Below are 22,793 nucleotides of genomic sequence, written 5' to 3' on the forward strand. Positions count from 1 at the left end.
TGATAGATAATCATGCTTATAGCTAAAGATGCTGATGGCAGGCTGATCAATCTGACCTCGATAAGGCACGATCATTCAGATCTCCACCGCATGCGCGAAAAAAAGCATTACTGTCCCGTGTGTGACCATCCCCTTGACCTGAAAGCGGGAAGCATTGTAATTCCTCATTTTGCCCATCAGAAACTGAAATCCTGCCTCATTGACCACGAACCTGAATCAGACTATCACCTGAACGGAAAGATCCAGCTGTACCGATGGCTGAAAAGCCAAAACCTGGTTCAAACAGAAATGGAGCGCTATTTTCCTGAGATTATTCAGAGGCCGGACATTTACGCAGACACAGGCCAAAGGAAGATTGCCGTTGAATTTCAGTGTTCATCCATACCTGCTGTCCAGTTTTACAAACGAACTTCGCAGTATAAGCAGGCAAACATTGAACCGCTCTGGATCCTTGGAGCAAAAAACACGGTAAGATTAAGCAGCACCACCTTTCGTATTTCCCCTTTTCAATGGCTGTTTGCAAAACAGGGTCCTGATATTCTGGCTCCCCCGCATCTCCTGACTTATTGTTCATCCCTTCAGGCTTTTCTTCTCATCGAGCATCTCATCCCATTTTCCAAGCAAGTGTTCACATCCATTCCCGCAGTCAAACCCATCCGTCACATCACCCTCCGTGATGTAACTCCGCAGGCAGTGCCTTCATCAAAAAATTGGATCCAGTGGCTTAACCTCATCAAAATGCACCGGCTTAAACCGCACATCCACTTATCAGAAGAATTGAAATCCCTTCAGCAAACTCTCTATGAAAAAAAGCAGATTCCGCTTTCATGTCTTCCTTCCGAAGCCTTCATTCCTTTAGCGACTGGATATCTTTTTCATACTGCTGTTTATGTTTGGCAAACAAGGATCCTGCTTTTTATAGACTCTTTATCTGGACATTCGGTCTTTCGCCTGGAAGATGCGGTAAATGAAATGAAGCGGGACCGCCATATTGTAAGACGTGATATCACACATATGAAGCACGTATCAATCGGAGCTCCTGTCCGGGCTTACCTGGAAGCACTGACTCATACAGGACTGATCGCGAAGGAAAACAAGTATTCTTATAGAAAAACGGCAGATCTTAAATGGAGTCATAATCAGGAGGAGCTTTTGAAAAGAGACAATGAGCTTTTAAGCAAAAGATAGCTGGAAAAGTATGAACAGGGGTCAGATGCAGCAACCTAAGGACAAACAGAAAAATGGAGGAATGAGTATGTTTTATAAGAAGAAAAAGAAAGCGACTTTATTTGATTTTACCGTAACAGCAGCAAGCACGGGAGCCATTGCGTACATCCTGGCAAAATCGATGCAGAAACACGGGGAAGAAAATCACGGACCCCGTCGGGAAATGTCTGATATAGAGTGAAAATAGCAAGACTCTTCAATTGATTTGATAGAAAATATAGAATATTATTGGAGTAATCATGTTTAAAAGGGGGATATTTCCATGACAGAACAAACAGCTGCAAAAACGCTGCCGAAACGGTCTGAAGTTGCTGCAGAAGATACGTGGAGACTGGAAGATATTTTTAAAAACGACGAGGCATGGGAAGCGGAATTTAAAGAGGTAAAAGCAGCCCTGCCGAAAATGGAAGAATATAAAGGAAAGCTTGGAGATTCTGCAGATGCATTTCTTGAAGCCTTGACGTATCAGGATTCAGTAATGGAGAGACTTGGCAAGCTTTATACATACGCGCATATGAGATACGATCAGGATACCGGGAACTCCCACTATCAGGGGCTGAACGACCGCGCCGCAAACCTTTATACGCAGGCAAGCAGCGTGTCATCCTACATGATACCGGAAATCCTTGAAATGGATGAAGCAAAGATTAAGGAATTTCTTCAGGAAAAAGAAGAGCTGAAGGTGTACGGACATACACTGGATGAAATTAACCGCCAGCGCCCGCACGTTCTTTCAGCCGAGCAGGAAGCCATGCTTGCACAGGCATCGGATGTTCTCAGTTCTTCAAGCAATACATTCGGCATGCTGAACAACGCAGATCTTGAATTTCCATCCATCAAGGATGAAGACGGCGAAGAAGTGGAAGTCACTCACGGCCGCTATATCCGCTTTCTTGAAAGCGAAGACCGCAGGGTAAGAGAAGACGCATTCAAAGCTGTATACGGCACGTATGACAAATACAAGAATACATTCGCAAGCACGTTAAGCGGAGCCGTTAAAAAAGATAATTTCTACGCAACAGTAAGAAACTATTCTTCTGCACGGGAAGCGGCACTCAGCAACAACAACATTCCGGAAGAAGTGTACGAAAACCTTGTGAAAACAGTGAATGACAACCTGCACCTGCTGCACAAGTACATTGAACTCCGCAAAAAAGTGCTGGGACTCCAAGAGCTTCACATGTATGATCTGTTCACACCGCTTGTAAAAGACGTGAAGATGAAGGTGCCGTATGCAGAAGCAAAGGATTACTTGCTAAAAGGTCTTGCTCCTCTTGGAGAAGAGTACATCGCGATTTTAAACGAAGGGTTTGAAAACCGCTGGGTCGATGTTCATGAAAACAAAGGAAAACGAAGCGGCGCCTATTCTTCAGGCACGTACGGAACAAATCCTTATATCCTCATGAACTGGCAGGATAACGTAAATAATCTCTTTACACTTGCACATGAATTCGGGCATTCTGTGCACAGCTATTATACACGCAATTCACAGCCTTATCAGTACGGCCACTATTCAATCTTTGTCGCAGAGGTCGCCTCTACCTGCAACGAAGCACTATTGAATGATTACCTGCTGAAAACAATCGATGATAAAAAGAAACAGCTGTATCTGTTAAATCATTACCTTGAAGGATTCAGAGGCACGGTCTTCCGCCAGACGATGTTTGCGGAATATGAGCATGCCATTCATAAAAAAGCACAGGACGGAGAGCCGCTGACTCCGGATCTTCTGACTGAACTGTACTATGATCTGAATAAAAAATACTTCGGCGAACATTTGACAGTAGATGAAGAAATCGGGCTTGAGTGGGCAAGAATACCTCATTTCTACTACAACTACTATGTCTATCAATATGCAACAGGCTTCAGTGCAGCTACGGCGCTCAGCAAACAGATCCTTGAAGAAGGGGAGCCAGCTGTTAAACGATACATTGAGTTCCTTAAATCAGGAAGCTCTGACTATCCAATTGAAGTTCTCAAAAAAGCCGGCGTAGACATGACTTCCAAAGAGCCGATTGAAGAGGCGCTGAAGGTGTTTGAAGAGAAACTGAACGAAATGGAACAGCTTCTGTCTGAATAAAAGAAAAACCTGCAGCGTTCATGGCTGCAGGTTTTGTTCTTTCTATTCGTCCAGCTCCAGCACCTAGATCCTCAGTCAGAACAAATCCGGCAAAAAAGTCAAAATCGGACTTTTCTGCCGGATTCTCATCTGCCTTTCGGATCTAATCAAGGCGCTTCCGCTTTTGTTCCTAAAACCCTTTAAACGTATTCCGGTGATTAACAAAGTACAAAGTCACAAAGATTGAAACAAACAAAAGCGGCGAAGAAATCAGCAGAGGAAACATTTCCATCAGTCCAAGAACGTTCAGGAAAAAGCTGATAAGCAGGATGACAATGCTGATAAGCAGGGGAATGCGGTTATTCATAATCTCCTCCCGGATTGTCCTTTTTAAAAAACTATGAAGTGCCGGGCATTTTTATGTTTGTGACAAATTTGTGAAATGAAGATCAATGGGTTGTCATAAGTCGACAGAATCTGATATATTATAGATGTGAAATTAATCACAAACAAACATTTACCCCTTTGTTTGACCGTGAAAAATTTCTCCCATCCCCTTTGTTGTCGTTAAGACATACAGAAGACTCCGTATTACCCGTGCGGAGTCTTTTTAATTTATAGTTTGTAAGCGTTTTTTATTTGAGAGTTCAGCATAATGCAGAACTCTTTTTTTGATATGCACATCATCTGGTTTTTTATAGGTGTACAAAGGGAATAAGAAAAAAGACCCGTACATGAGTACAGGGTCCGTTCATCCGATATATCTCCAGAAAGTGCCGTGTTTGAGCGGGACACGTTCTGCTTTTTGAGCAAGCATGTACTTTTTCATTTCCCTCTCTGCATCTTCGTGAGTCATATTGTAGACAGCGGCAATTTCGGCTGTGGCTACAAAACGGTAATAGCTCAGGAAAATTTCAAGCGGGGGAGCGACAGATTTCTTCGGCAGGTCTCCAATCATTTCGGACAGGATGCCTACATACATTTCGTAAGGATAGATCCCGCTAATCTTCAGCCCTTCTTCATCCACATTCTGATTGAAGAACGTAAGAGTTGGATTCTCCTGAACCTCCATCTCGGCAGAAATCTTCAAATCGCATTGAAGTGCTTTCGCGGCGCTTGGCGAGTGAAGGTCTCTTACGAATTCATCCTCATCAAGTCCTACTTCTTTTGCAATCTCAAGGAGAACTTTTTCATCTGAGATGTTTCTCGTTTCCAGAAAGAGAACTTCCTGAAGCTTCCGCAAATATTTGATTCCGGCTTTTCTTCCCTGAAGCTCAGCAGCCTTAACCGCAAGGGATGCTGCAAAGGGCGCTGAGATGCTGCTTTCTGACTTAAGGATGCCGTCGCAGGACATGCCGGTCAGGCTGGCCGTTTTTTCCCATGCTTTTGACTGATTGGCGGGTGTTTTCTTTTTAAATTGATTGAGCGTGTTGATACGGCCGCTGATAATATGTTTTAAAGTGAAAAAACGTCCGTATTCAATCTGGAGTTTTTTAATGATCGGCTCAAGAGCCCAGCATTCAGGACATAAAGGATCGATAAACATGTATATTTCAAGCGGTTTTTTTGAGTTTCCCTGGCAGTGAGAGAAAAAAGGTGCTGTATTCTCTCTGTGGCTTATCATCATTGGTGTATCCCTTTCTCGTGACGTTCTGTGTCAGGTGTGTTCACCATATGCCTGGCTGTAAGCTCCAGCCGTTCAAAAAACCATGCTTGAAATCGTTCATCCAGATCCAGTTCATCCATTGCTTCTTCCATGCAGGACAGCCACGCGCGAGCTCTCTCAGGCGTTATTTCAAATGGCAAATGCCTGGCGCGAAGCATGGGATGTCCGTGTTCTTCTGTATATAAAGACGGTCCGCCCAAGTATTGCGTTAAAAATTGTTTTTGTTTTCTGGCTGTTTCCGATAAATCATCCGGAAAAATCGGAGAGAGCAGAGGATGCTTATGCACTCTTAGGTAAAAGGCATCAACCAGCTGCGAAAGTGCATCTGCTCCGATCGCCTCGTACGGTGTTGCAAATTGATCAGCCATTCCAGTGATCTCCTTTATTTCGTAATAAGCTTATTGTAACAACTGGCTTGCCATTGCTCAAACAAACTGCTCTGAATGTCTTTAGTTCTTTCTCATTATATAAGGAATTATGCTTTTAGGCGACAGGGATTTTTCCAGGCTTCCTGTCATGTAATGGCATTAAAAAAAGCCGATTCATTAGAATCAGCTCTCTATCAGGCGTAATAGGCATCTGTAATTTTCTGCACGTAGCTGCGTGTTTCTTTAAAAGGGGGAATTCCGCCGTATTTATCCACATTTCCCGGTCCTGCATTGTAGGCGGCAAGAGCAAGCGATACGTTTCCGCTGTATTTCGTGAGCATTTGCTTCAGGTATTTCGTGCCGCCTTCCACATTCTGAACCGGGTCAAAAGCGTTGTGCACGCCAAGTGACCGGGCGGTGGCCGGCATGAGCTGCATGAGTCCTGCCGCCCCCGCATGACTGACCGCGTCCGGATTGAAATTTGATTCCTGCCTGATGACTGAACGGATCAATTTCTCGTCAACGTCATATTTGGCTGCCATTTCAGAGATAATGCCGTCAATGTGTGAGGGGGCATTATCCTTTACCGGTTTTGGAGCAGTCTGTACTTCGACCTGATCATATTCTGCAAGCAGCGGCTGAGTCAGCTGGACCGGCAGTCCAATCGGTGTACGGACAGAAACGGAATCGTTCTTCTGGTCTTCGTTGATAAAAGACTGAAAAACATCCTTGAAATAACTATGGGAGGACAGGGGGGATGCCATTGTTTCTTCTCCTGAAAGACTCCGCAATGCCTGCAGCTGCAGGGCTGATTTGAGATGGGTGATATCCATTTGCTTTATACTCCTTACTTGTTTTCCGTCAGAAGTTTTTGGTCGTAAAAACGTTTGATTTTATTAGGGGTTTTGCGAACCGGAATCTGGTGAGAGGCAAGCAGGTTCTGAAAAGAACGAAATCCCTCTTCCGCATGTGTCACTTCAACTTCAATTTCGTAATCCTCTTTATTTAAATATCGGCTGTGATCAAGCACAATTAAGCCTTCATCCGTATTTTTTTCAGCCCTTGAGGTGGACAGCGTGCCGAAAAATCTCAAATTATCTGAATTGACTCCGAGGTTTTGGAGCTGTCTAGTAATGGTTCCCTCTTTCAGCCGTTCATTCGAATTCAGCAGCCCTTCTGCTTCTTCTTTGTTCAGCTGCTGGTGTGTTTCAAGCAGTCCGATTTTTGCAGGCTCTTTCAGTGTAAGCACATAGCTTCCGTTTTTAAAACGGATGCGAAGGGCCGCCCCGCTTGCTTTCAGCTGAAAGTCGGGGGTGTCAAAGTAATGGTTTTCCTGTAATTTGAATGCATCTTTTGTAAAGCCGAAAAAATCGGTCAATCTGTCGAATTCTTGTTTTGTAAGCAGGTTTTTATATTCAATTTCAATTTCCTGGGTCATATACGATGTTCCTTTCAGATCTGACAATATCTTCTTCCATTATCGCAATTAAAAAACGGGTTTTCAATGTTTATCATGTAAAGGGGGAATATGTTAGAATAGACGTGGAATTGATTTGGAAGGAGATTGCTATGAAACAGAGAATTGAAGTAACAGGGGCAGTACGCGAAAATGACCGGATGATCTTTCAGGCACAGCCTTTTGAAGAGTCAGACCTTGCAGGACTGACTGCAGTGGGCCAGGTGCTTGCAGATTCGGATCAGCTTTCATTTATATACATATTGGATTATCAAGAAGAATTTATCTACGCTAATCTTCCTTCAAAGATTTGGCCGGAACTTAAAGAAACACTCGACAGCAGCATACCGGCATATTTGGCGGTCAATGGGCTTGCGATTGAGCTTAAAGATCTTCATGATGAATTATCAGCCCTTCTTGAAAACATTAAAGGAAATGCAAACTACGGGGAAGAAATGGAAAGAAGAGCAGTAGAAACATTCGGTTTAGAAGATTGATACATAAGGGATTTTCTTAAAAGAGAGAACAAAAGCAGTCTATGCTGCAGCTTCGTTTTTTACAAAAGGGGGAAGGTTATGATCGGCAGAAACTGGGAAGTGTTTTTAGCTCCGTACCGCCAGGCGGTGGATGAGCTGAAAGTAAAGCTGAGAGGAACCAGATCTCAGTATGAGTTAGAAGGGACGCATTCCCCAATTGAATTTGTTACAGGCAGGGTGAAGCCAATCGCGAGCATTCTGGATAAAGCGAAGAGAAAAGAAATTCCGCTTGACGCTCTGGAACGCGAGATGCAGGACATTGCAGGCATCCGCATGATGTGCCAGTTTGTTGATGATATTAAAATTGTTGTGGAGATGCTCAGGAAGCGGAACGACTTTAAGATCATTGAAGAACGGGATTACATTACACAGAAAAAAGCAAGCGGATACCGCTCCTATCACGTTGTGGCTGAGTATCCTGTCCAGACGGTTTCAGGGGAGAAGAGCATCCTTGTGGAGATTCAGATCCGGACGCTTGCGATGAACTTCTGGGCTACTGTTGAGCATTCCCTGAATTACAAATACAGCGGGAATTTTCCGGAGGATATTAAAATCAGGCTGAAAAGCTCTGCGGAGGCTGCCTTTCTGCTGGATGAAGAGATGTCTAAGATCCGCGGGGAGATAAGGGATGCACAAGTCATTTTTTCAAGAAAAACGGACAAGAATGATAAATGATGAAAAAAGGGGCATGCTGCTATGAAATTTGCAGTGACATCTAAAGGTGACACGGTATCTAATACATTGATGCATAAAATGAAGGCCTATTTGATGGACTTTCAGCTTGAGTATGACGAGGACAAGCCTGATATCGTGATTTCTGTAGGAGGAGACGGAACGCTCCTGTATGCGTTTCACAGATACCGAAGCAGACTTGATAAAACGGCTTTTGTAGGGGTGCATACGGGACATCTCGGGTTCTATGCAGACTGGGTCCCTGATGAAATTGAAAAGCTTGTGATCGCCATTGCCAAAACGCCTTATCAGGTTGTGGAATACCCGCTTCTTGAGGTCATCATCAGACATAATGACGGCGGACGCGAAGCAAGATACCTTGCTCTCAATGAATGCACAGTGAAGGCCATAGAAGGCTCTCTTGTCATGGATGTAGAAATCAAAGGGCAGCTTTTTGAAACGTTCAGAGGAGACGGGCTCTGCATGTCAACGCCATCCGGCTCGACAGCCTATAATAAAGCACTTGGTGGAGCCATCCTCCATCCCTCTATCCCTGCCATTCAAGTGGCTGAAATGGCTTCCATCAACAACAGAGTGTTCAGAACGGTCGGCTCTCCGCTTGTGCTGCCGGACCATCACACATGTCTGCTGAAGCCGGTTAACGATGTGGATTTTCAAATCACAATCGATCACTTAACTCTTCTCCACAAAGATGTAAAATCGATTCAGTGCAGGGTGGCAAACGAAAAAATCAGATTTGCGCGGTTCAGGCCGTTTCCGTTCTGGAAGCGTGTCCGCGATTCATTTATAACGGAGTGACATGCCTGTGGACGCGTTTTTATTATCATGGACAGTTCCTTCTGAAGACGAAGGCAAAACCATCAAAGACTATCTGAAAGAGAAAAAAATTTCAAAGCGTGCCTTAACGGATATCAAGTTTGCAGGCGGAAGCATCCTGCTGAACGGGGACCATGCGACCGTCCGCGCCTCGCTATCTGCCGGAGATGACCTGAAGGTGATGTTTCCTCCTGAAGAGCCAAGCCCGGGCATCGTTCCGGAAAAAATGAATCTTGATATTGTGTATGAAGACGAATGGTGCCTTGTTATCAACAAACCTCCGTTTGTACCCACCATTCCGTCCAGAGAGCACCCGGGAGGAACCCTTGCAAACGGCCTGCTGGACTATTACAGTGAAAACGGAATCGCTGCAACCATTCATGCTGTGAACCGCCTGGATAAAGATACTTCGGGACTTATGCTTGTCGCCAAGCACCGCTTTGCCCATTCCCTCTTTTCTTCCATGCAAAAGCAGGGAAGCATTAAGCGGACATATGCCGCTTTAGTAGAAGGGGCTCTGACAGAGGAGAATGGAACCATTGATGCTCCAATCGGCCGCAAAGAGGAAAGCATCATCGAACGGACTGTGCGGGAAGACGGGCAGCATGCCGTTACGCATTATAAGGTGCTGTCTTCTGCGGAAAAGTACACCCTTGTAACTCTCCGGCTTGAAACCGGCCGCACTCATCAGATCAGAGTGCATATGGCGTACATCGGGCACCCGCTTTGCGGAGACAGCCTCTACGGAGGGAGCAGGGACCTTATCCGGAGACAGGCGCTGCACAGCAGAGTACTCTCCTTTTTTCACCCGCTTCTTGAGAAGGAAATGACGTTTGAAGCGGAGATTCCAGCAGATATGCAGACAGTGCTTAAAAGCTTATAATTGAAAGAAAACCGCCGTCGATTATGATGGCGGTTTTTTGATAGTGGGAGATGGCATCCTAAGAGAGTTGGCAGTAAAACAAGGTAAGTTGGTTGTTATGCATGGATTGTTGGTTGTAAACCGAATGAATCTGGTTGTGTTGGCCGGATTGTCGGTAGTAATGCACTTTTTTCGAAGAGCGGATCTGCGGCTGACCATGATTTAACTGCCTTGCATCATTCAGGGACGCAAATCAACTGGAAAATGATCAAGATTTTGCTAGAAAAAGAGGCATTTAATGTGGTAAAAAAATTTGGATGGATGAAATGCAACCTTATAAAAAGCACCCTCCGAAATATAGGGGAGTAAAACATGAAAATGCAACCCTATAAAAAGCACCATCGGAAATATAGGGAAGCAAAACATGAAAATGCAACCCTATAAAATGCGTCATCTGAAATATAGGGCAGCAGAATGCAAAAATGCTCCCCTATAAAAAACACCCTCCGAAATATAGGGCAGTAAAACATGAAAATGGAACCCTATAAAATGCGCCATTTGAAATATAGGGCAGCAAAACATGAAAATGCAACCCTATAAAATGCGCCGTCTGAAATATAGGGAAGTAAAACATGAAAATGCGACCCTAAAAATAACTCCCTTCTGAATATAGGGCAGCAAAACCGTATAACGCTACCCTATAATAAATTCCTGCAAAAATATAAGACACCATTCCATCAAAATGAAACCCTATAACCCTTCACATCCAAAATTAAGGGCACCCATAAATCACAACTCCCCCTCACTCCGCCCCGTCCAGCTCCCTGAAACGTGTTTCAACGTAAGGCATGGAAGAGGGGACAGCCACCGTCTCTTTTTCCGGGTACCTGATGGCTGTCAGCATTCCGCCGAACACTGCCCCGGTGTCGATGTTGACGGTGTTCCCGATGAATCTGGCTTTGCGCACCGGCGTGTGTCCGTACACGATAAAGGGTTTTCCGCGGTACAGCTTTGCCCAGTCTCTTCTGACTGGAGTGCCGTCAGGGTTTGTTTGGCCTGTTATATCTCCGTAAAGAACAAATTCCTTGACCTTTTTGTTCGTTTTTCCTATGTAATCTGCCCGGATCCCGGCGTGGGCAATGACAAGTGCTCCGCCGTCCAGCACCTGATAGAGAGGAGCCTGTTCGTAAAGGTTCATGAAGCTTGAATAGATCTGTTTTCGTTCTTCTTCTTCCAGGGACTCAAGCTCGGCCGCGGTAGTTTCGAGTCCGTGGGCGACCTGGACTTTGTTCCCGAGCATGTAGCGGTACAGTTTATTGCAGTGGTTGCCGGGCACATAATACGCTGCCTGATTCTCTATTAAAGCCACAACGGTTTCAATAACCTTAAGCGACTTAGGTCCCCTGTCAGCAAGATCCCCGACAAATGCAAGCTTCCTGTCAGGGTGCAGCGGAATTCCGCCGGTCCAGTCATACCCGAGCTTTTCCGTTAAGCTTTTAAACTCATCAAAACATCCGTGTACATCTCCGATAATATCGAGCTTCACACCTGCCACTTCCTTACTTTTCTCTTTTCTTCATCTTATCAAAAAAGCATCTGGCTTTATTCTTCCATTAAATGCACAATTGCATCCCATTATAAAGAAAAACCCGCTCATGCAAGCGGGTTAATCAAACATATACTTTCTCGTTCTTGACCGGACATTCAGCACAATTCCAATGGCAATCATATAAGTGGCAAGCGAGCTTCCCCCGTAGCTGATGAACGGGAGCGGAAGTCCTGTAATCGGCAGGAGGCCGACGGTCATGCCGACATTCTGGAAAACCTGGAATGTGATCATGCCGATAACGCCTGTACAAAGAAAGCTTCCGAACGGATCGTTGCTTTCAAGTGCAATGTGAACCATCCGGTAGATCAGAAGGAAAAACAGGGAAATGACAACACTTCCGCCAATGAAGCCGAACTGCTCACTGATGATGGCAAAGATGAAGTCCGTATGTCCTTCAGGGAGATATACTTCCAGCTGCTGATAGCCTTTGCCGTATAATTCTCCGGAGCCGATGGCAAGGAGCGATTTAATCAGCTGAAATCCAATATCGTTTGAGTATTCATAAGGGTTCAGCCAGCCGTAAATCCGGTCCAGCTTGTACGAGTTTGTATCAAGAATATATGTGTTGAAAAAACTCGGGAAGGCAAAATAGATGCCGACTCCCATGGCGAAAACGGCAGCACCTGAAAAAACGAAGCCGAGGATGATTTTCCATTTCACGCCAGAAACGAGGATCAGTGATCCGATGATGGCGCAAAAAACCATTGTCATCCCTGTATCCGGCTGTCTCATCAGCAGGAGTATGGGAGGTGCGGCTGCTGCAAATACTTTACCTAATAGGAGCAAGTCGTCTCTCACCGTATTGGTTGCGTATTTCTCCCTGTGATCTGCTATAATTCTGCTGAGCACGATAATCATGAAGATCTTCATTAATTCAGAAGGCTGGAAGTTTCCGATTCCGGGAAGTGTGTACCAGCTTGTGGCACCTTTGATCGGCTCTACAATCGGCGGCGGAAGAATTTCAAGGCCGATGAGCAAAAGCATCCCAAATCCATATAAATACCATGAGAGCTGCTTGAAGCGGTCAAAGTCGATAATCATCGTTCCAATGACGGCGATAATACCGATGATGTACCATCTGAGCTGCAGAAACGCAAAGTTTATATTCTGCAATTTTTCGGGTAAAGTAGGCTGGGCACTGCTTATGGCTACGGCACTGGTCAGTGCCATTAAAAACATAATAAAAATCAGCGTGTAATCCAATTGCTGCTGTGGGGATTTATCTGTGTTCATACGGGATCCCTTTCTTGTACTTTCAGTCATTATATGGTTTGTGCTTAGCTTGCAAGCGAAAATCATCTTTTACAATCTTAGCGAAAATTGACGGTTTTGCAAAGGATTCATTTGTAAATCAGTCAAAAACATGATACCTTATCACAATGAAAAAACGGTTGTGAAGACTGCAGAATGCCTTACCGGCGCATGTTCACAGCGAATAGACGATTTGTATCACAATTTGATGACATTTTGATTTCCCGGTGATTTAGAGACAGGGAGAGGAGGAGATTCTTTATGTCAGAAGAAAAAGAAAAAGTTGTCATCGAGACAGAAACGGTTCTGACTGCACTTGAGAATGAAGACTTTGACGGTTTTCGCTCGCTGTTTTTAGAGCAGCATCCATACGACCAGGCAAAAATGTTCGTAAAGCTAGAACAGGAAGAGCGTTCAAGGGTCTATCAGTATTTGTCTCCAGAAGAGATGGCTGCCCTGTTTGAAAATATTGAAGATGAAGAATACAACTACGAAATGTATCTGTCAGAAATGGATCCAAGGTTTGCTTCGCAAATGCTTGAACACATGTATGCAGATGATGCAGTAGATGTTCTGAATGAGCTTAACAAAGATCAGGTGGCAAGCTACCTGACCATTATGGACGATGAAGCAGCGAAGGAAATCCGTGAGCTCCTTCATTATGAAGAGTTTACTGCAGGAAGTATCATGACGACGGAGTTTATTGCGATTCAGGCGAATCAGACCGTCAAATCGGCGATGCATATTCTTAAGCATGAGGCTCCAGATGCTGAAACCATCTATTATCTGTATGTGATTGACGAAGATAAGCACCTTGCGGGAGTTATCTCCCTCAGAGATTTAATAGTCAGTGACGATGATGTGATGATCGGCGAGATCATGAGCGAGCGCGTCTTTTCCGTCAGTGTGGGGGAAGATCAGGAAGAAGTTGCCCGGAAAATGCGGGATTACAACTTTCTGGCGCTGCCTGTTGTTGACTTTCAAAATCACCTTCTCGGGATCATTACAGTTGATGATATTGTGGACGTTATTGATGAAGAAGCGTCTGATGACTACTCAAAGCTCGCAGGGGTTTCGGATGTAGACTCTATTGACAGAGGTCCTCTCTCTGCTGCTAAAAAAAGACTGCCATGGCTCGTGATTCTATTGTTTCTCGGGATGCTGACAGCCAATCTGATCGGGCAGTTTGAAGAAACACTTGATAAGGTAGCGATCCTTGCTGTGTTTATTCCATTGATTGCCGGTATGGCAGGAAATACAGGCACGCAGGCACTGGCAGTTGCCGTCCGCCGAATTGCCATGGGGGATGAAGAAGAAGGTAACTTTAAAATCATCGCCCGTGAAGCGGGAACCGGTTTAATCAACGGTGCTGTTTGCGGTGTTCTTGTAACAGGCGTCGTGTATTTCTGGAAACACGATCTGTATCTCGGCCTGCTTGTCGGATTATCCATTCTTGCCACGCTGACTGTTGCGACAATTGCGGGAGCGTTTGTGCCTCTTATTATGCACAGGCTGAAGGTCGACCCGGCCGTTGCATCAGGCCCTTTTATTACGACGATTAATGATATTATTTCCATCCTTATTTATTTTGGAATGGCCACTATGTTTATGCAGTACTTAATTTAACTACAGAAATGAGGGAAAAACCTTGCACGGAGCTTCTTTTTCATCACTTGTCATTGTCCTTCTTGCAGCTTTTATCACTCCGCTCATCCTGCACCGCTTTAAAATAAAGGTGATGCCGGTCGTTGTAGCAGAAATTATTATCGGGATTGTGATCGGCAAAAGCGGGTTTGACCTTGTTCAGCAGGATATGTGGCTTGAAACTCTGTCTATGCTCGGATTTATTTTTCTCATGTTTCTGAGCGGTCTTGAAATTGATTTCACAGCGTTTATCGGCGGCAGGAAGAAAGAGGTGCTGCCATCCGGAAAAGAGGCGCCGAATACATTCGTGGTCTCTTTACTCGTATTTGCCGGCATCTTTATTCTTTCCCTGCTGCTCTCTTATCTGTTTGTCCTGATCGGATTTATAGAAAATGCATTCCTGATGACGCTGATCATCTCGACCATTTCACTCGGTGTGGTCGTGCCGACGCTTAAGGATGCAGGCATCATGAAGTCGAACATCGGGCAGATTATCCTTCTTGTCGCCGTCATTGCGGACTTGGTGACAATGATTCTGCTTGCAGTTTTTGCTTCCATTTACGGCGGGGAAAATACGAATATGTGGCTGATGCTCATTTTGTTCGGAGCTGGTGTCGCCCTTTACTTTATAGGCAAAACCTTTCAGAGCAGATCCTTTATTGAAACGCTCTCTAAAGGCACGATTCAAATTGGGACAAGAGCTGTTTTCACACTCATTATTGTTCTTGTTGCGCTTTCAGAAACGATTGGTGCAGAAAACATTCTCGGTGCCTTTTTAGCAGGCGTGCTCGTATCTCTTCTTTCCCCGAATAAAGAAATGGTTCAGAAGATGGACTCGTTCGGGTACGGATTTCTGATCCCGATTTTCTTTGTCATGGTTGGAGTGGACCTTGATATTTGGTCGCTTTTTAAGGACCCTAAAATCCTGATGCTGATTCCGCTCTTATTTATAGCGCTTCTCATTTCAAAAATTGTGCCGATTTACCTTTTGAAAAGATGGTACGATACGAAAACGACTCTTGCTGCCGGTTTTTTGCTCACATCCACTCTGTCGCTTGTTATCGCCGCAGCGACGATTGGAGAACGTGTCAATGTCATTGACTCGCAGATGTCCGGAGCTCTCATTCTGACGGCCGTTCTGACAAGCATCTTTACGCCGATTGGATTTAAAAAGCTTTTCCCTGAAAAACTCGGTTCAAAGAAAAAGCTGAAGGTTGCTTTCATAGGAGCCAATCAAATGACGCTTCCGGTAACGAGAGAACTGAATCCGAATCTGTATGAAACAATCATCTATCATACGCATGTTGATAAAAACGAACAGCAGATTGCCGAATCTCTTTTTCAAATTGAAGAGCTGGACGATTATTCGATTGAGACGCTTCAGGATAAAGGTGTATTTGATTCGGACATCCTTATTGCAGCAACTGGCGATGAGGATGCGAATGCGGAAATTGCCCTGATGGCAAAAGAGCTTGAGGTCGAAAGGGTCATTGCAAGTATTGCTTCGCCTCTGCTTGATGAGCAGCTGAAAGCAAAGAACATTGACGTGTTCTCTGTTCTGCTCTCGACCAAAACCCTGCTCAGAGCCCTGATCGAAGCGCCGGGCATCATGAAAATCCTGACGCACAGCGAATCTGCCCTTTATCAAATCAAAATGAACAACAGACGCTATGATGGAATGGTTCTCAGAAGCTTCCCGTTTACCGGAGACGTCATTTTTGTCCGGATCTTCCGGGAGAATGAGTCGATTGTTCCTCACGGCGATACGGAGCTGAAACGGGGAGATCTGCTGATTTTAACGGGATCATCCGAATATATCGATGAACTGAGGCAGGAGCTTGAGTTTCACAAAAATTAAGCAGAAATTTCCTGCAAAAGCCTTGAAAGATATTTTTATCGTGGTATGATGGGCATGTAAAACATTCAGAAAATTTTATACGATGAACCGCTAGGGGAGCCCTTCATAAGGGCTGAGATCGGAGTGTGACTCCGAGACCCTCAGAACCTGATCTGGTTAACACCAGCGTAGGGAAGTGGTGTAAGGGTCTATTTCATACACCACTTTTCTATGCGAAAAGTGGTTTTTTGCTGTTTAAAAAGAAAAGGAGGATACGTCATGCAATTTTCAAAAGAATGCAGGGAGTACGCAAATGAATGGTGGGAAGGGAGCTTTCACCATCCTTTTGTTAAAGGAATCGGTGACGGGACGCTGTCAAAAGAAAAGTTCAAATTTTATGTGATGCAGGATTCCTATTACTTGACTCATTTTGCCAAAGTGCAGGCGTTTGCCGGTGCCGTGGCTCCTGATCTGCATACAACGTTCAGAATGTCCGTTCATTCTCAGGGGACCTATGAGGCAGAACTTTCCCTTCATCAGCAGTTTTCAAAAATGCTCGGGATAACAGAGAAAGAACGCGCGGAATTTAAGCCGGCGCCTACAGCTTATGCTTATACATCTCATATGTACCGCGCGGTCGCGACTGGAAATCTTGGTGAAATCATAGCTGCTCTGCTGCCTTGCTACTGGCTTTATTACGAAGTAGGAGAGCGCCTGAAGGACTGCAAGCCAGGAGATGCCGTTTATGAAAAATGGATTGAGACCTACCATGGCGACTGGTTTAAAGAGCTTGTTCTTGAACAGGTGAACCGTTTTGATGAGCTGGCTGAAAAAGCAAGCGCTCATGAGCGGATGATGATGAAAGAACATTTTCTGATCAGCTCTATGTATGAATACCGCTTTTGGGATATGGCTGAAAACCTTGAAGCGTGGGGCCGTGCAGATTCTCTGCAGCTGCAAAAATGAAGCTGCACCTTGTAACGGATGGAAAGCATTCTTCAGATTCGCTGATTTCAATCCTCGCAGACGTACATAGATATGCGGATGCCATCCATATAAGAGAAAAAGACAGGTCAGCCGGCGAACTGGCGGAACTTGTGGAGATTCTTGCGCGCAAGGGTGTTCCAAAATCAAAGCTGATCATGAACGGCAGGGTGGATGCGGCCGTGCGCTCGGGACTGGCAAAAGTGCAGCTTCCGGCACATGGGCTGCCTGTAAAGTTTGTTAAAGAGCACTACCCTTACCTCGGCGCAGGATGTTCGGTTCATTCAGTAAAAGAGGCAATAGATCGGGAGAAGGATGGGGCAGACTGGCTGATTGCCGGACATGTATTTCAGACAGATTCAAAAAACGGCCTTGAGCCGAAAGGAATTTCATTTCTTCAAACAATTTGCGAATCTGTATCCATCCCTGTCTATGCAATTGGAGGAGTCGCTCCTGATGTGCTGCCGGAACTGAAAAAGCTGAAAGTCGCAGGAGCAGCGGTCATGTCCTACGTGTTTTCAGCAGACAAACCTGTGGATGCGGCAAAAGAGCTTGCACGAAAGCTGAAAGGAGGAACGGCTGATGAAGACATTCTATGATGCCGGCATCGTCGGGGGAGGAGTCATCGGCCTGATGTCTGCCTATTTTCTGTCAAAGGCAGGCCGTAAAGTAGCCATATTTGAAAAAGGAAAGATTGGCTGCGGGGCATCTTCCGCTGCAGCAGGCATGCTTGGTGCTCATACAGAAACGGAAAAAGCAGATGCGTTTTTCCGTTTTGCAGAAGAGAGCGGGGCTCTTTATCCCGTGCTTGCAGCCGAATTGCTTGAAGAAACAGGCATAGACATTCAGCTCGTTTATAATGGGATGCTCAAACTTGCCATGACGGCTGAGGAAGCTGTTTCCCTAAAAGACAGAGCCTTGAATGAACCGGATGTTGAGTGGCTCTCAAGGGAGTCTGTCCTGAAGAAAGAAAAGAACCTGACAGAGTATCTGCAAGGAGGACTGTTCATTGCAAAAGACGGCCAGGTTTCCCCTCCCGCTCTTTGCCGGGCGCTGGCAAGGGCGGTACAGATAAACGGAGGAACCATATTTGAAGGAGCTGCAGCCGGACGCATGCGCGCAGAGCCTTCGCATTATGAGATTTCCGCTGCAGGAGAGATTCATTTTTGTGAAGCTCTTGTCATTACTGGCGGGACATGGAGCGGCCAGCTGTTTGAGGAATTAGGCATCTCAGTTCCTGTTCACCCTGTTAAAGGCGAATGTCTATCAGTCATGCCGGATGGTTTCCGTTTAGAGTCAACCGTTTTTCATGACAGCTGTTACCTTGTTCCGAAGTCTGACGGGAGCATCGTCATCGGTGCGACGATGGAGGAGGGGAATTGGAGGGCAGAGTCTACAATACAAGGGATGGCTTCTTTGATGGAGAAGGCTGTTTCCATTATGCCGTGCATGAAAAAGAGTGTTTTTCAAAAAGCCTGGGCCGGACTGAGACCGGCAGCGCGAGATGCGAAACCATACATTTTTAAGCATGAAGGCATGAAAAATCTTTATGCCGCAACAGGACATTACCGGAACGGCATTCTGCTTGCGCCTAAAACAGGCGAAATGGTCAGGGATTTGATTTTGAGCCGTCAGGTCAAGCCTGAATATGCAAGAGAGTTTGGATTAAATCGGGGTACAGAGGTGAAATCATGAAAATCAAATTGAACGGCAGCACAGCTGAACTGGATCCGCACATAAAGACAATGGAAGATCTTCTGGCATTTTATCAGCTGAGCCATAAAACGGTCATGATTGAACATAACGAAACAATCCTAGATAAGAAAAGCTATGACAGCGTGATATTAAAAGATGGTGATGTTCTTGAAATGGTTCATTTTGTAGGAGGAGGATGACACATGTTGAAAATTGCAGGGAAGACGTTTAGATCACGGCTGCTTCTTGGAACAGGCAAATATCCGTCTTTTGACATTCAAAAGAAAGCGGCTGAAGTTTCAGAAGCGGAGATCCTGACGTTTGCTGTCCGCAGGATGAATATATTCGAGCCGTCTCAGCCGGACTTGCTAGAGAAGCTTGATTTGACGGCATACACACTTCTCCCGAATACGGCAGGCGCCAAAACGGCCGGGGAAGCGGTCCGGATTGCAAAGCTCGCTAAAGCTTCAGGTCTGTGTGATATGATAAAAGTAGAAGTGATTGGGTGCTGGAAAACACTCCTGCCGGATCCTGTGGAAACGCTTAAAGCAAGCGCGGAACTCGTAAAAGAAGGATTTATCGTTCTTCCTTACACGTCGGATGATGTTGTACTTGCCAGAAGACTTGAAGAGACAGGTGTCCACGCCATCATGCCCGGAGCATCGCCAATTGGATCAGGGCAGGGAATCATCAACCCTCTCAATCTCTCATTTATTATCGAACAGACTGACTTGCCGGTTATTGTTGACGCAGGAATCGGTTCTGCAGCTGATGCAGCGAAAGCGATGGAGCTTGGCGCTGACGGCGTGCTGCTGAACACGGCTGTATCCGGAGCATCAGATCCCGTGAAGATGGCCAAAGCCATGAAGCTTGCGGTCGAAGCGGGAAGACTGAGTTATGAAGCAGGCCGTATTCCTGTTAAATCTTATGCTGTTGCAAGCAGTCCTGAAGAAGGAATGATCACAACTTAAATGGAACGGTACTCAAGACAGCAATTATTCGCCCCTATTGGGGAAGAAGGCCAGAAAAAAATCATAAACAGCCATGTGCTCGTCATTGGAGCAGGTGCCCTCGGCACAGCTAACGCTGAAATGCTGGTACGGGGCGGAGCCGGAAAAGTGACGATTGTAGACCGTGACTACGTCGAGTGGAGCAACCTTCAGCGCCAGCAGCTCTATACAGAGCAGGATGCAAAAGATCGGATTCCAAAAGCCGCAGCTGCTGAACGGAGACTTGCCTCCATAAATAGTGAGGTAATAGTCAGAGGCATTATTGAAGATATAACGTCTGCTTCCATCTTTGATTATTGTCATGATGCGGATATGATCGTGGATGCGACGGATAACTTTGAAACCCGCATGCTGATCAACGATGCTGCTTTGAAGCAGGGAATTCCCTGGGTTTACGGGGCATGTGTCGGAAGCTACGGGCTGACCTATACGCTCCTGCCGGGGGAAGGCCCCTGTCTGAACTGCCTGCTCAAGCAGATTCCTATGGAAGGCCAGACGTGTGATACAGCGGGAATCATCAGCCCTGCCGTTCAAATGACGGCAGCTTACCAGACCGCAGAAGTGTTTAAGTGGCTGACAGGAGAAAAATCAGCGATGAGGAGAGAGATTCTTTCCTTTGATGTCTGGCGGAATCAGTTCAGCAAAATCAGTGTTGCCAAAGTGAAAAATTCATCGTGTCCTTCGTGCGGAGAAAATCCGGTCTATCCATACCTGACCGGGGACAAAAGTGCGAAGACATCCGTTTTATGCGGAAGAGATACCGTTCAGATCAGGCCCGCAGAAGCCCGGAGCCTGGATTTTCAAAGTCTCGCCAAACAGCTGGAACGGGCGGCCCAAAAGATAACGTCCAATCCGTATCTGCTCTCTTTTCAGGCAGGTGAAAACCGGGTGGTTGTTTTTCGAGACGGCCGTGCGCTTATTCACGGTACAAAAGACCAGGCTGAAGCAAGGAGGATTTATCAGAAGTATTTGGGGTAGAAATCAGCGCGAGATTGTTCCCGCATCAATTACATGCTATAATTATAACCAGGTACTAATAACATGTATTAATCGGGAGGATTCCAAATGAACTTATCATTAGCTGGACGCAATGTTGTCGTAATGGGCGTCGCAAATAAACGAAGCATTGCCTGGGGAATTGCACGTTCTCTTCACGAAGCCGGAGCGCGTCTTATTTTTACATATGCAGGGGAACGCCTTGAAAAATCGGTGCGTGATCTGGTTGAGACGCTTGACCGCAGCGATTCAATTGTTCTGCCGTGCGATGTGACAAACGACGCGGAGATTGAAACATGTTTTGAAGCGATTAAAAATGAGGTTGGCGTTATTCACGGCATTGCGCACTGTATCGCGTTTGCCCATAAAGAGGAATTAAGCGGAGAATACATGAACACTACACGTGACGGATTCCTGCTTGCCCACAACATCAGCTCTTATTCCCTGACAGCTGTTGCAAAAGCGGCAAGAGGCCTGATGACAGAAGGCGGCAGCATCGTAACACTTACGTATCTTGGAGGAGAAAGAGTTCTTCCGAATTACAATGTAATGGGTGTAGCAAAAGCGTCGCTTGATGCAAGCGTGCGTTACCTTGCGAGCGACCTCGGAAAAGACGGCATCCGCGTGAATTCCATTTCTGCAGGCCCGATCCGCACCCTTTCAGCAAAAGGCATCAGCGACTTCAACTCGATCCTTAAGGACATTGAAGAGCGTGCCCCGCTTCGCCGCACAACGACTCCTGAAGAAGTCGGCGACACTGCGCTGTTTCTGTTCAGTGACCTTGCACGCGGCATGACCGGAGAAAATCTTCATGTTGATTCAGGCTATCATATTCTTGGATAACAGATCAGAGCTTCCTGCAGGTGTGCGGGAGGCTTTTTTTTATGCTTTTTATAACATAGGCGTGCTTTCAGTAATGGGCCTGGACAAATACGTTCGTTTGAATTTGGCGGATGCAAAGATGTGATAAAATGGAAATAGACGTACAAGCCATCGTTTGAATGGGGGATTTACATGATTATAAAAATGGATATTGCAAACAGAAAAACAGCTGAGGAAGTATTAGCGATTCAAATTCCTTCTTATAAAATTGAGGCAAAATTAATTGGCTCTTATGACATACCTCCATTAAAAGATACAATTGATACCCTGCAGCGATGCGAAGAATGTTTTTATGGCTATTATTCAAAAAATAAGCTATGCGGGGCACTGGCTATGAAAATAGAAAATCAAGAAATGGATATCCATCGTTTGATCGTAGACCCTGACTATTTTCGAAAAGGAATTGCCCAGAGCCTTCTGAGTTATGCTGAAAGACAGGAAGGAATTAAAAGAATCAACGTTTCAACGGGTTCAAAAAATACTCCGGCAGTAAGATTTTACGAAAAGAATGGATTTCAGAAAGTGAAAGAAGTCATTGTAAGTGAACAGATCTCCTTAACGTTTTTTGAAAAGAATGTAATACATGAATAACTGCATAGGGGGAATAACATGAAGCTGCAAACTTTTAATTGGAACAAGATTGACTCGTTTGGTACAGAGCATTTCCGCTTGGTACGAGAAGCCGAGCTTTTGCGCGGATCAGGCAAGGTTACTTATGAAGAGGAAAATGTCCTTTTCCATGCCAATTACGCCTTAGAACTTGATGCCAAATGGAGAACCAGGAAATTGAAAGTAGAGGTTTCCGGTGCAGGAGAACTTGAAATCCTTTCAAATGGCGAAGGAAATTGGTTTCAGCCCGATGGAGCGGAATTAGAAGGTTTATACGGCGCAATCGATGTTGATCTCTCTGTCACTCCTTTTACAAATTCCCTCCCGATTAACCGGCATGAGTGGGAACCTGGCCAGAAAAGGAACTTTGAAATGGTCTATGTGGATGTTCCGCATTTGAGCCTGTTTAAAGTATCACAAACGTACACGTTTCTTGAACAGAAAGGCGGCATAAGAATATTCGCTTATCGTTGCCGTGATTTTGAGTCTTTCATTTATGTAGACACAGCGGGTTTTGTGATTGAATATCCAGATTTATTTATCCGCAAGTCAGACATCCCGGCAGGAGAATTTGATAGAATAAGATAAAAACC

The 22,793-nt window shown here is 45.4% G+C and carries 25 protein-coding genes and 1 riboswitch; of the genes, 18 read left to right on the forward strand and 7 right to left on the reverse strand.

The window, feature by feature from the left end:
* Window positions 1-12 precede the first annotated feature (12 nt).
* The 3 genes from JOJ89_RS05070 (at window position 13) to pepF (ending at window position 3,307) form a co-directional block, all read left to right on the forward strand.
* The gene (locus JOJ89_RS05070; RefSeq protein WP_203289747.1) at window positions 13-1,188 is read left to right on the forward strand and encodes a competence protein CoiA; all 1,176 of its coding nucleotides are present in this window, start codon (window positions 13-15) and stop codon (window positions 1,186-1,188) included.
* Between the two features lie 67 nt (window positions 1,189-1,255).
* Window positions 1,256-1,408: a hypothetical protein gene (locus tag JOJ89_RS05075; RefSeq protein ID WP_203289748.1), complete on the forward strand. Its 153-nt coding sequence runs from the start codon at window positions 1,256-1,258 to the stop codon at window positions 1,406-1,408.
* Window positions 1,409-1,489: 81 nt separating this feature from the next.
* On the forward strand, window positions 1,490-3,307 hold the full coding sequence (gene pepF / locus JOJ89_RS05080; protein WP_203289749.1) for an oligoendopeptidase F: 1,818 nt from the start codon (window positions 1,490-1,492) through the stop codon (window positions 3,305-3,307).
* 169 nt (window positions 3,308-3,476) lie between these two features.
* On the opposite strand, the gene JOJ89_RS05085 is transcribed toward pepF, so the two are convergent.
* The 5 genes from JOJ89_RS05085 to JOJ89_RS05105 all read right to left on the reverse strand — a co-directional run bounded on the left by JOJ89_RS05085 (window position 3,477) and on the right by JOJ89_RS05105 (window position 6,758).
* Window positions 3,477-3,653 (reverse strand): hypothetical protein, encoded by a 177-nt coding sequence (locus tag JOJ89_RS05085; RefSeq protein ID WP_029282587.1) that lies wholly within the window; start codon window positions 3,651-3,653, stop codon window positions 3,477-3,479.
* A gap of 384 nt (window positions 3,654-4,037) precedes the next feature.
* The gene (locus JOJ89_RS05090; RefSeq protein WP_029282585.1) at window positions 4,038-4,913 is read right to left on the reverse strand and encodes a ClpXP adapter SpxH family protein; all 876 of its coding nucleotides are present in this window, start codon (window positions 4,911-4,913) and stop codon (window positions 4,038-4,040) included.
* Window positions 4,910-5,320: a globin domain-containing protein gene (locus JOJ89_RS05095; protein ID WP_029282583.1), complete on the reverse strand. Its 411-nt coding sequence runs from the start codon at window positions 5,318-5,320 to the stop codon at window positions 4,910-4,912. The genes JOJ89_RS05090 and JOJ89_RS05095 overlap by 4 nt, the downstream gene beginning before the upstream one ends.
* A 194-nt stretch (window positions 5,321-5,514) precedes the next feature.
* Complete coding sequence (locus JOJ89_RS05100; protein WP_029282581.1) at window positions 5,515-6,153, reverse strand: lytic transglycosylase domain-containing protein; 639 nt, start codon at window positions 6,151-6,153, stop codon at window positions 5,515-5,517.
* Window positions 6,154-6,167: 14 nt separating this feature from the next.
* A complete protein-coding gene (locus tag JOJ89_RS05105; RefSeq protein WP_029282580.1) occupies window positions 6,168-6,758 on the reverse strand; it encodes a CYTH domain-containing protein in 591 nt (196 codons plus the stop codon).
* A 131-nt stretch (window positions 6,759-6,889) separates the two neighbouring features.
* Between JOJ89_RS05105 and JOJ89_RS05110 the strand changes: the two genes are divergently transcribed.
* The 4 genes from JOJ89_RS05110 to JOJ89_RS05125 all read left to right on the forward strand — a co-directional run bounded on the left by JOJ89_RS05110 (window position 6,890) and on the right by JOJ89_RS05125 (window position 9,704).
* On the forward strand, window positions 6,890-7,273 hold the full coding sequence (locus tag JOJ89_RS05110) for a UPF0738 family protein (protein WP_029565146.1): 384 nt from the start codon (window positions 6,890-6,892) through the stop codon (window positions 7,271-7,273).
* A 78-nt stretch (window positions 7,274-7,351) separates the two neighbouring features.
* Window positions 7,352-7,987, forward strand: coding sequence for a GTP diphosphokinase (gene yjbM, locus JOJ89_RS05115; RefSeq protein ID WP_152554693.1), 636 nt, complete (start codon window positions 7,352-7,354; stop codon window positions 7,985-7,987).
* 21 nt (window positions 7,988-8,008) lie between these two features.
* Complete coding sequence (locus JOJ89_RS05120) at window positions 8,009-8,803, forward strand: NAD kinase (RefSeq protein WP_029282577.1); 795 nt, start codon at window positions 8,009-8,011, stop codon at window positions 8,801-8,803.
* Between the two features lie 7 nt (window positions 8,804-8,810).
* Window positions 8,811-9,704 carry an RluA family pseudouridine synthase gene (locus JOJ89_RS05125; protein WP_029565147.1) on the forward strand — a complete coding sequence of 298 codons (894 nt, stop codon included), beginning with the start codon at window positions 8,811-8,813 and terminating at the stop codon, window positions 9,702-9,704.
* Window positions 9,705-10,485: 781 nt separating this feature from the next.
* Here JOJ89_RS05125 and prpE read toward each other — a convergent pair.
* On the reverse strand, window positions 10,486-11,229 hold the full coding sequence (gene prpE / locus JOJ89_RS05130; RefSeq protein WP_029565148.1) for a bis(5'-nucleosyl)-tetraphosphatase PrpE: 744 nt from the start codon (window positions 11,227-11,229) through the stop codon (window positions 10,486-10,488).
* Window positions 11,230-11,349: 120 nt separating this feature from the next.
* Window positions 11,350-12,525, reverse strand: a complete 1,176-nt coding sequence (locus JOJ89_RS05135; RefSeq protein WP_029282573.1) for an FtsW/RodA/SpoVE family cell cycle protein — start codon at window positions 12,523-12,525, stop codon at window positions 11,350-11,352.
* A gap of 279 nt (window positions 12,526-12,804) precedes the next feature.
* Here JOJ89_RS05135 and mgtE point away from each other — a divergent pair, with 279 nt between their 5' ends.
* From mgtE to JOJ89_RS05190, 11 genes are all read left to right on the forward strand, one after another.
* Complete coding sequence (gene mgtE, locus JOJ89_RS05140) at window positions 12,805-14,169, forward strand: magnesium transporter (protein WP_029282572.1); 1,365 nt, start codon at window positions 12,805-12,807, stop codon at window positions 14,167-14,169.
* 22 nt (window positions 14,170-14,191) lie between these two features.
* Window positions 14,192-16,045: a monovalent cation:proton antiporter family protein gene (locus JOJ89_RS05145; RefSeq protein WP_029282571.1), complete on the forward strand. Its 1,854-nt coding sequence runs from the start codon at window positions 14,192-14,194 to the stop codon at window positions 16,043-16,045.
* 82 nt (window positions 16,046-16,127) lie between these two features.
* Window positions 16,128-16,236: riboswitch (TPP riboswitch) on the forward strand.
* A 67-nt stretch (window positions 16,237-16,303) separates the two neighbouring features.
* Complete coding sequence (gene tenA / locus JOJ89_RS05150; RefSeq protein WP_203289750.1) at window positions 16,304-16,990, forward strand: thiaminase II; 687 nt, start codon at window positions 16,304-16,306, stop codon at window positions 16,988-16,990.
* Window positions 16,987-17,607, forward strand: a complete 621-nt coding sequence (locus JOJ89_RS05155; protein WP_203289751.1) for a thiamine phosphate synthase — start codon at window positions 16,987-16,989, stop codon at window positions 17,605-17,607. Before tenA ends, JOJ89_RS05155 begins: the two co-directional genes overlap by 4 nt.
* The gene (thiO, locus tag JOJ89_RS05160; protein ID WP_203289752.1) at window positions 17,591-18,703 is read left to right on the forward strand and encodes a glycine oxidase ThiO; all 1,113 of its coding nucleotides are present in this window, start codon (window positions 17,591-17,593) and stop codon (window positions 18,701-18,703) included. The genes JOJ89_RS05155 and thiO overlap by 17 nt, the downstream gene beginning before the upstream one ends.
* A complete protein-coding gene (thiS, locus tag JOJ89_RS05165; protein ID WP_203289753.1) occupies window positions 18,700-18,903 on the forward strand; it encodes a sulfur carrier protein ThiS in 204 nt (67 codons plus the stop codon). Before thiO ends, thiS begins: the two co-directional genes overlap by 4 nt.
* Window positions 18,904-18,906: 3 nt before the next feature.
* The gene (locus JOJ89_RS05170; protein WP_203289754.1) at window positions 18,907-19,674 is read left to right on the forward strand and encodes a thiazole synthase; all 768 of its coding nucleotides are present in this window, start codon (window positions 18,907-18,909) and stop codon (window positions 19,672-19,674) included.
* Window positions 19,675-20,691, forward strand: coding sequence for a MoeB/ThiF family adenylyltransferase (locus JOJ89_RS05175; protein ID WP_203289755.1), 1,017 nt, complete (start codon window positions 19,675-19,677; stop codon window positions 20,689-20,691).
* 87 nt (window positions 20,692-20,778) lie between these two features.
* Window positions 20,779-21,552, forward strand: coding sequence for an enoyl-ACP reductase FabI (gene fabI / locus JOJ89_RS05180; protein ID WP_029282559.1), 774 nt, complete (start codon window positions 20,779-20,781; stop codon window positions 21,550-21,552).
* A gap of 171 nt (window positions 21,553-21,723) precedes the next feature.
* Window positions 21,724-22,182: a GNAT family N-acetyltransferase gene (locus tag JOJ89_RS05185; protein WP_203289756.1), complete on the forward strand. Its 459-nt coding sequence runs from the start codon at window positions 21,724-21,726 to the stop codon at window positions 22,180-22,182.
* Window positions 22,183-22,200: 18 nt separating this feature from the next.
* Complete coding sequence (locus JOJ89_RS05190; protein WP_203289757.1) at window positions 22,201-22,788, forward strand: putative glycolipid-binding domain-containing protein; 588 nt, start codon at window positions 22,201-22,203, stop codon at window positions 22,786-22,788.
* Window positions 22,789-22,793 lie beyond the last annotated feature (5 nt).

This window comes from Metabacillus sp. cB07, from assembly GCF_016839225.1.
Taxonomy (GTDB): domain Bacteria; phylum Bacillota; class Bacilli; order Bacillales; family Bacillaceae; genus Bacillus_P; species Bacillus_P indicus.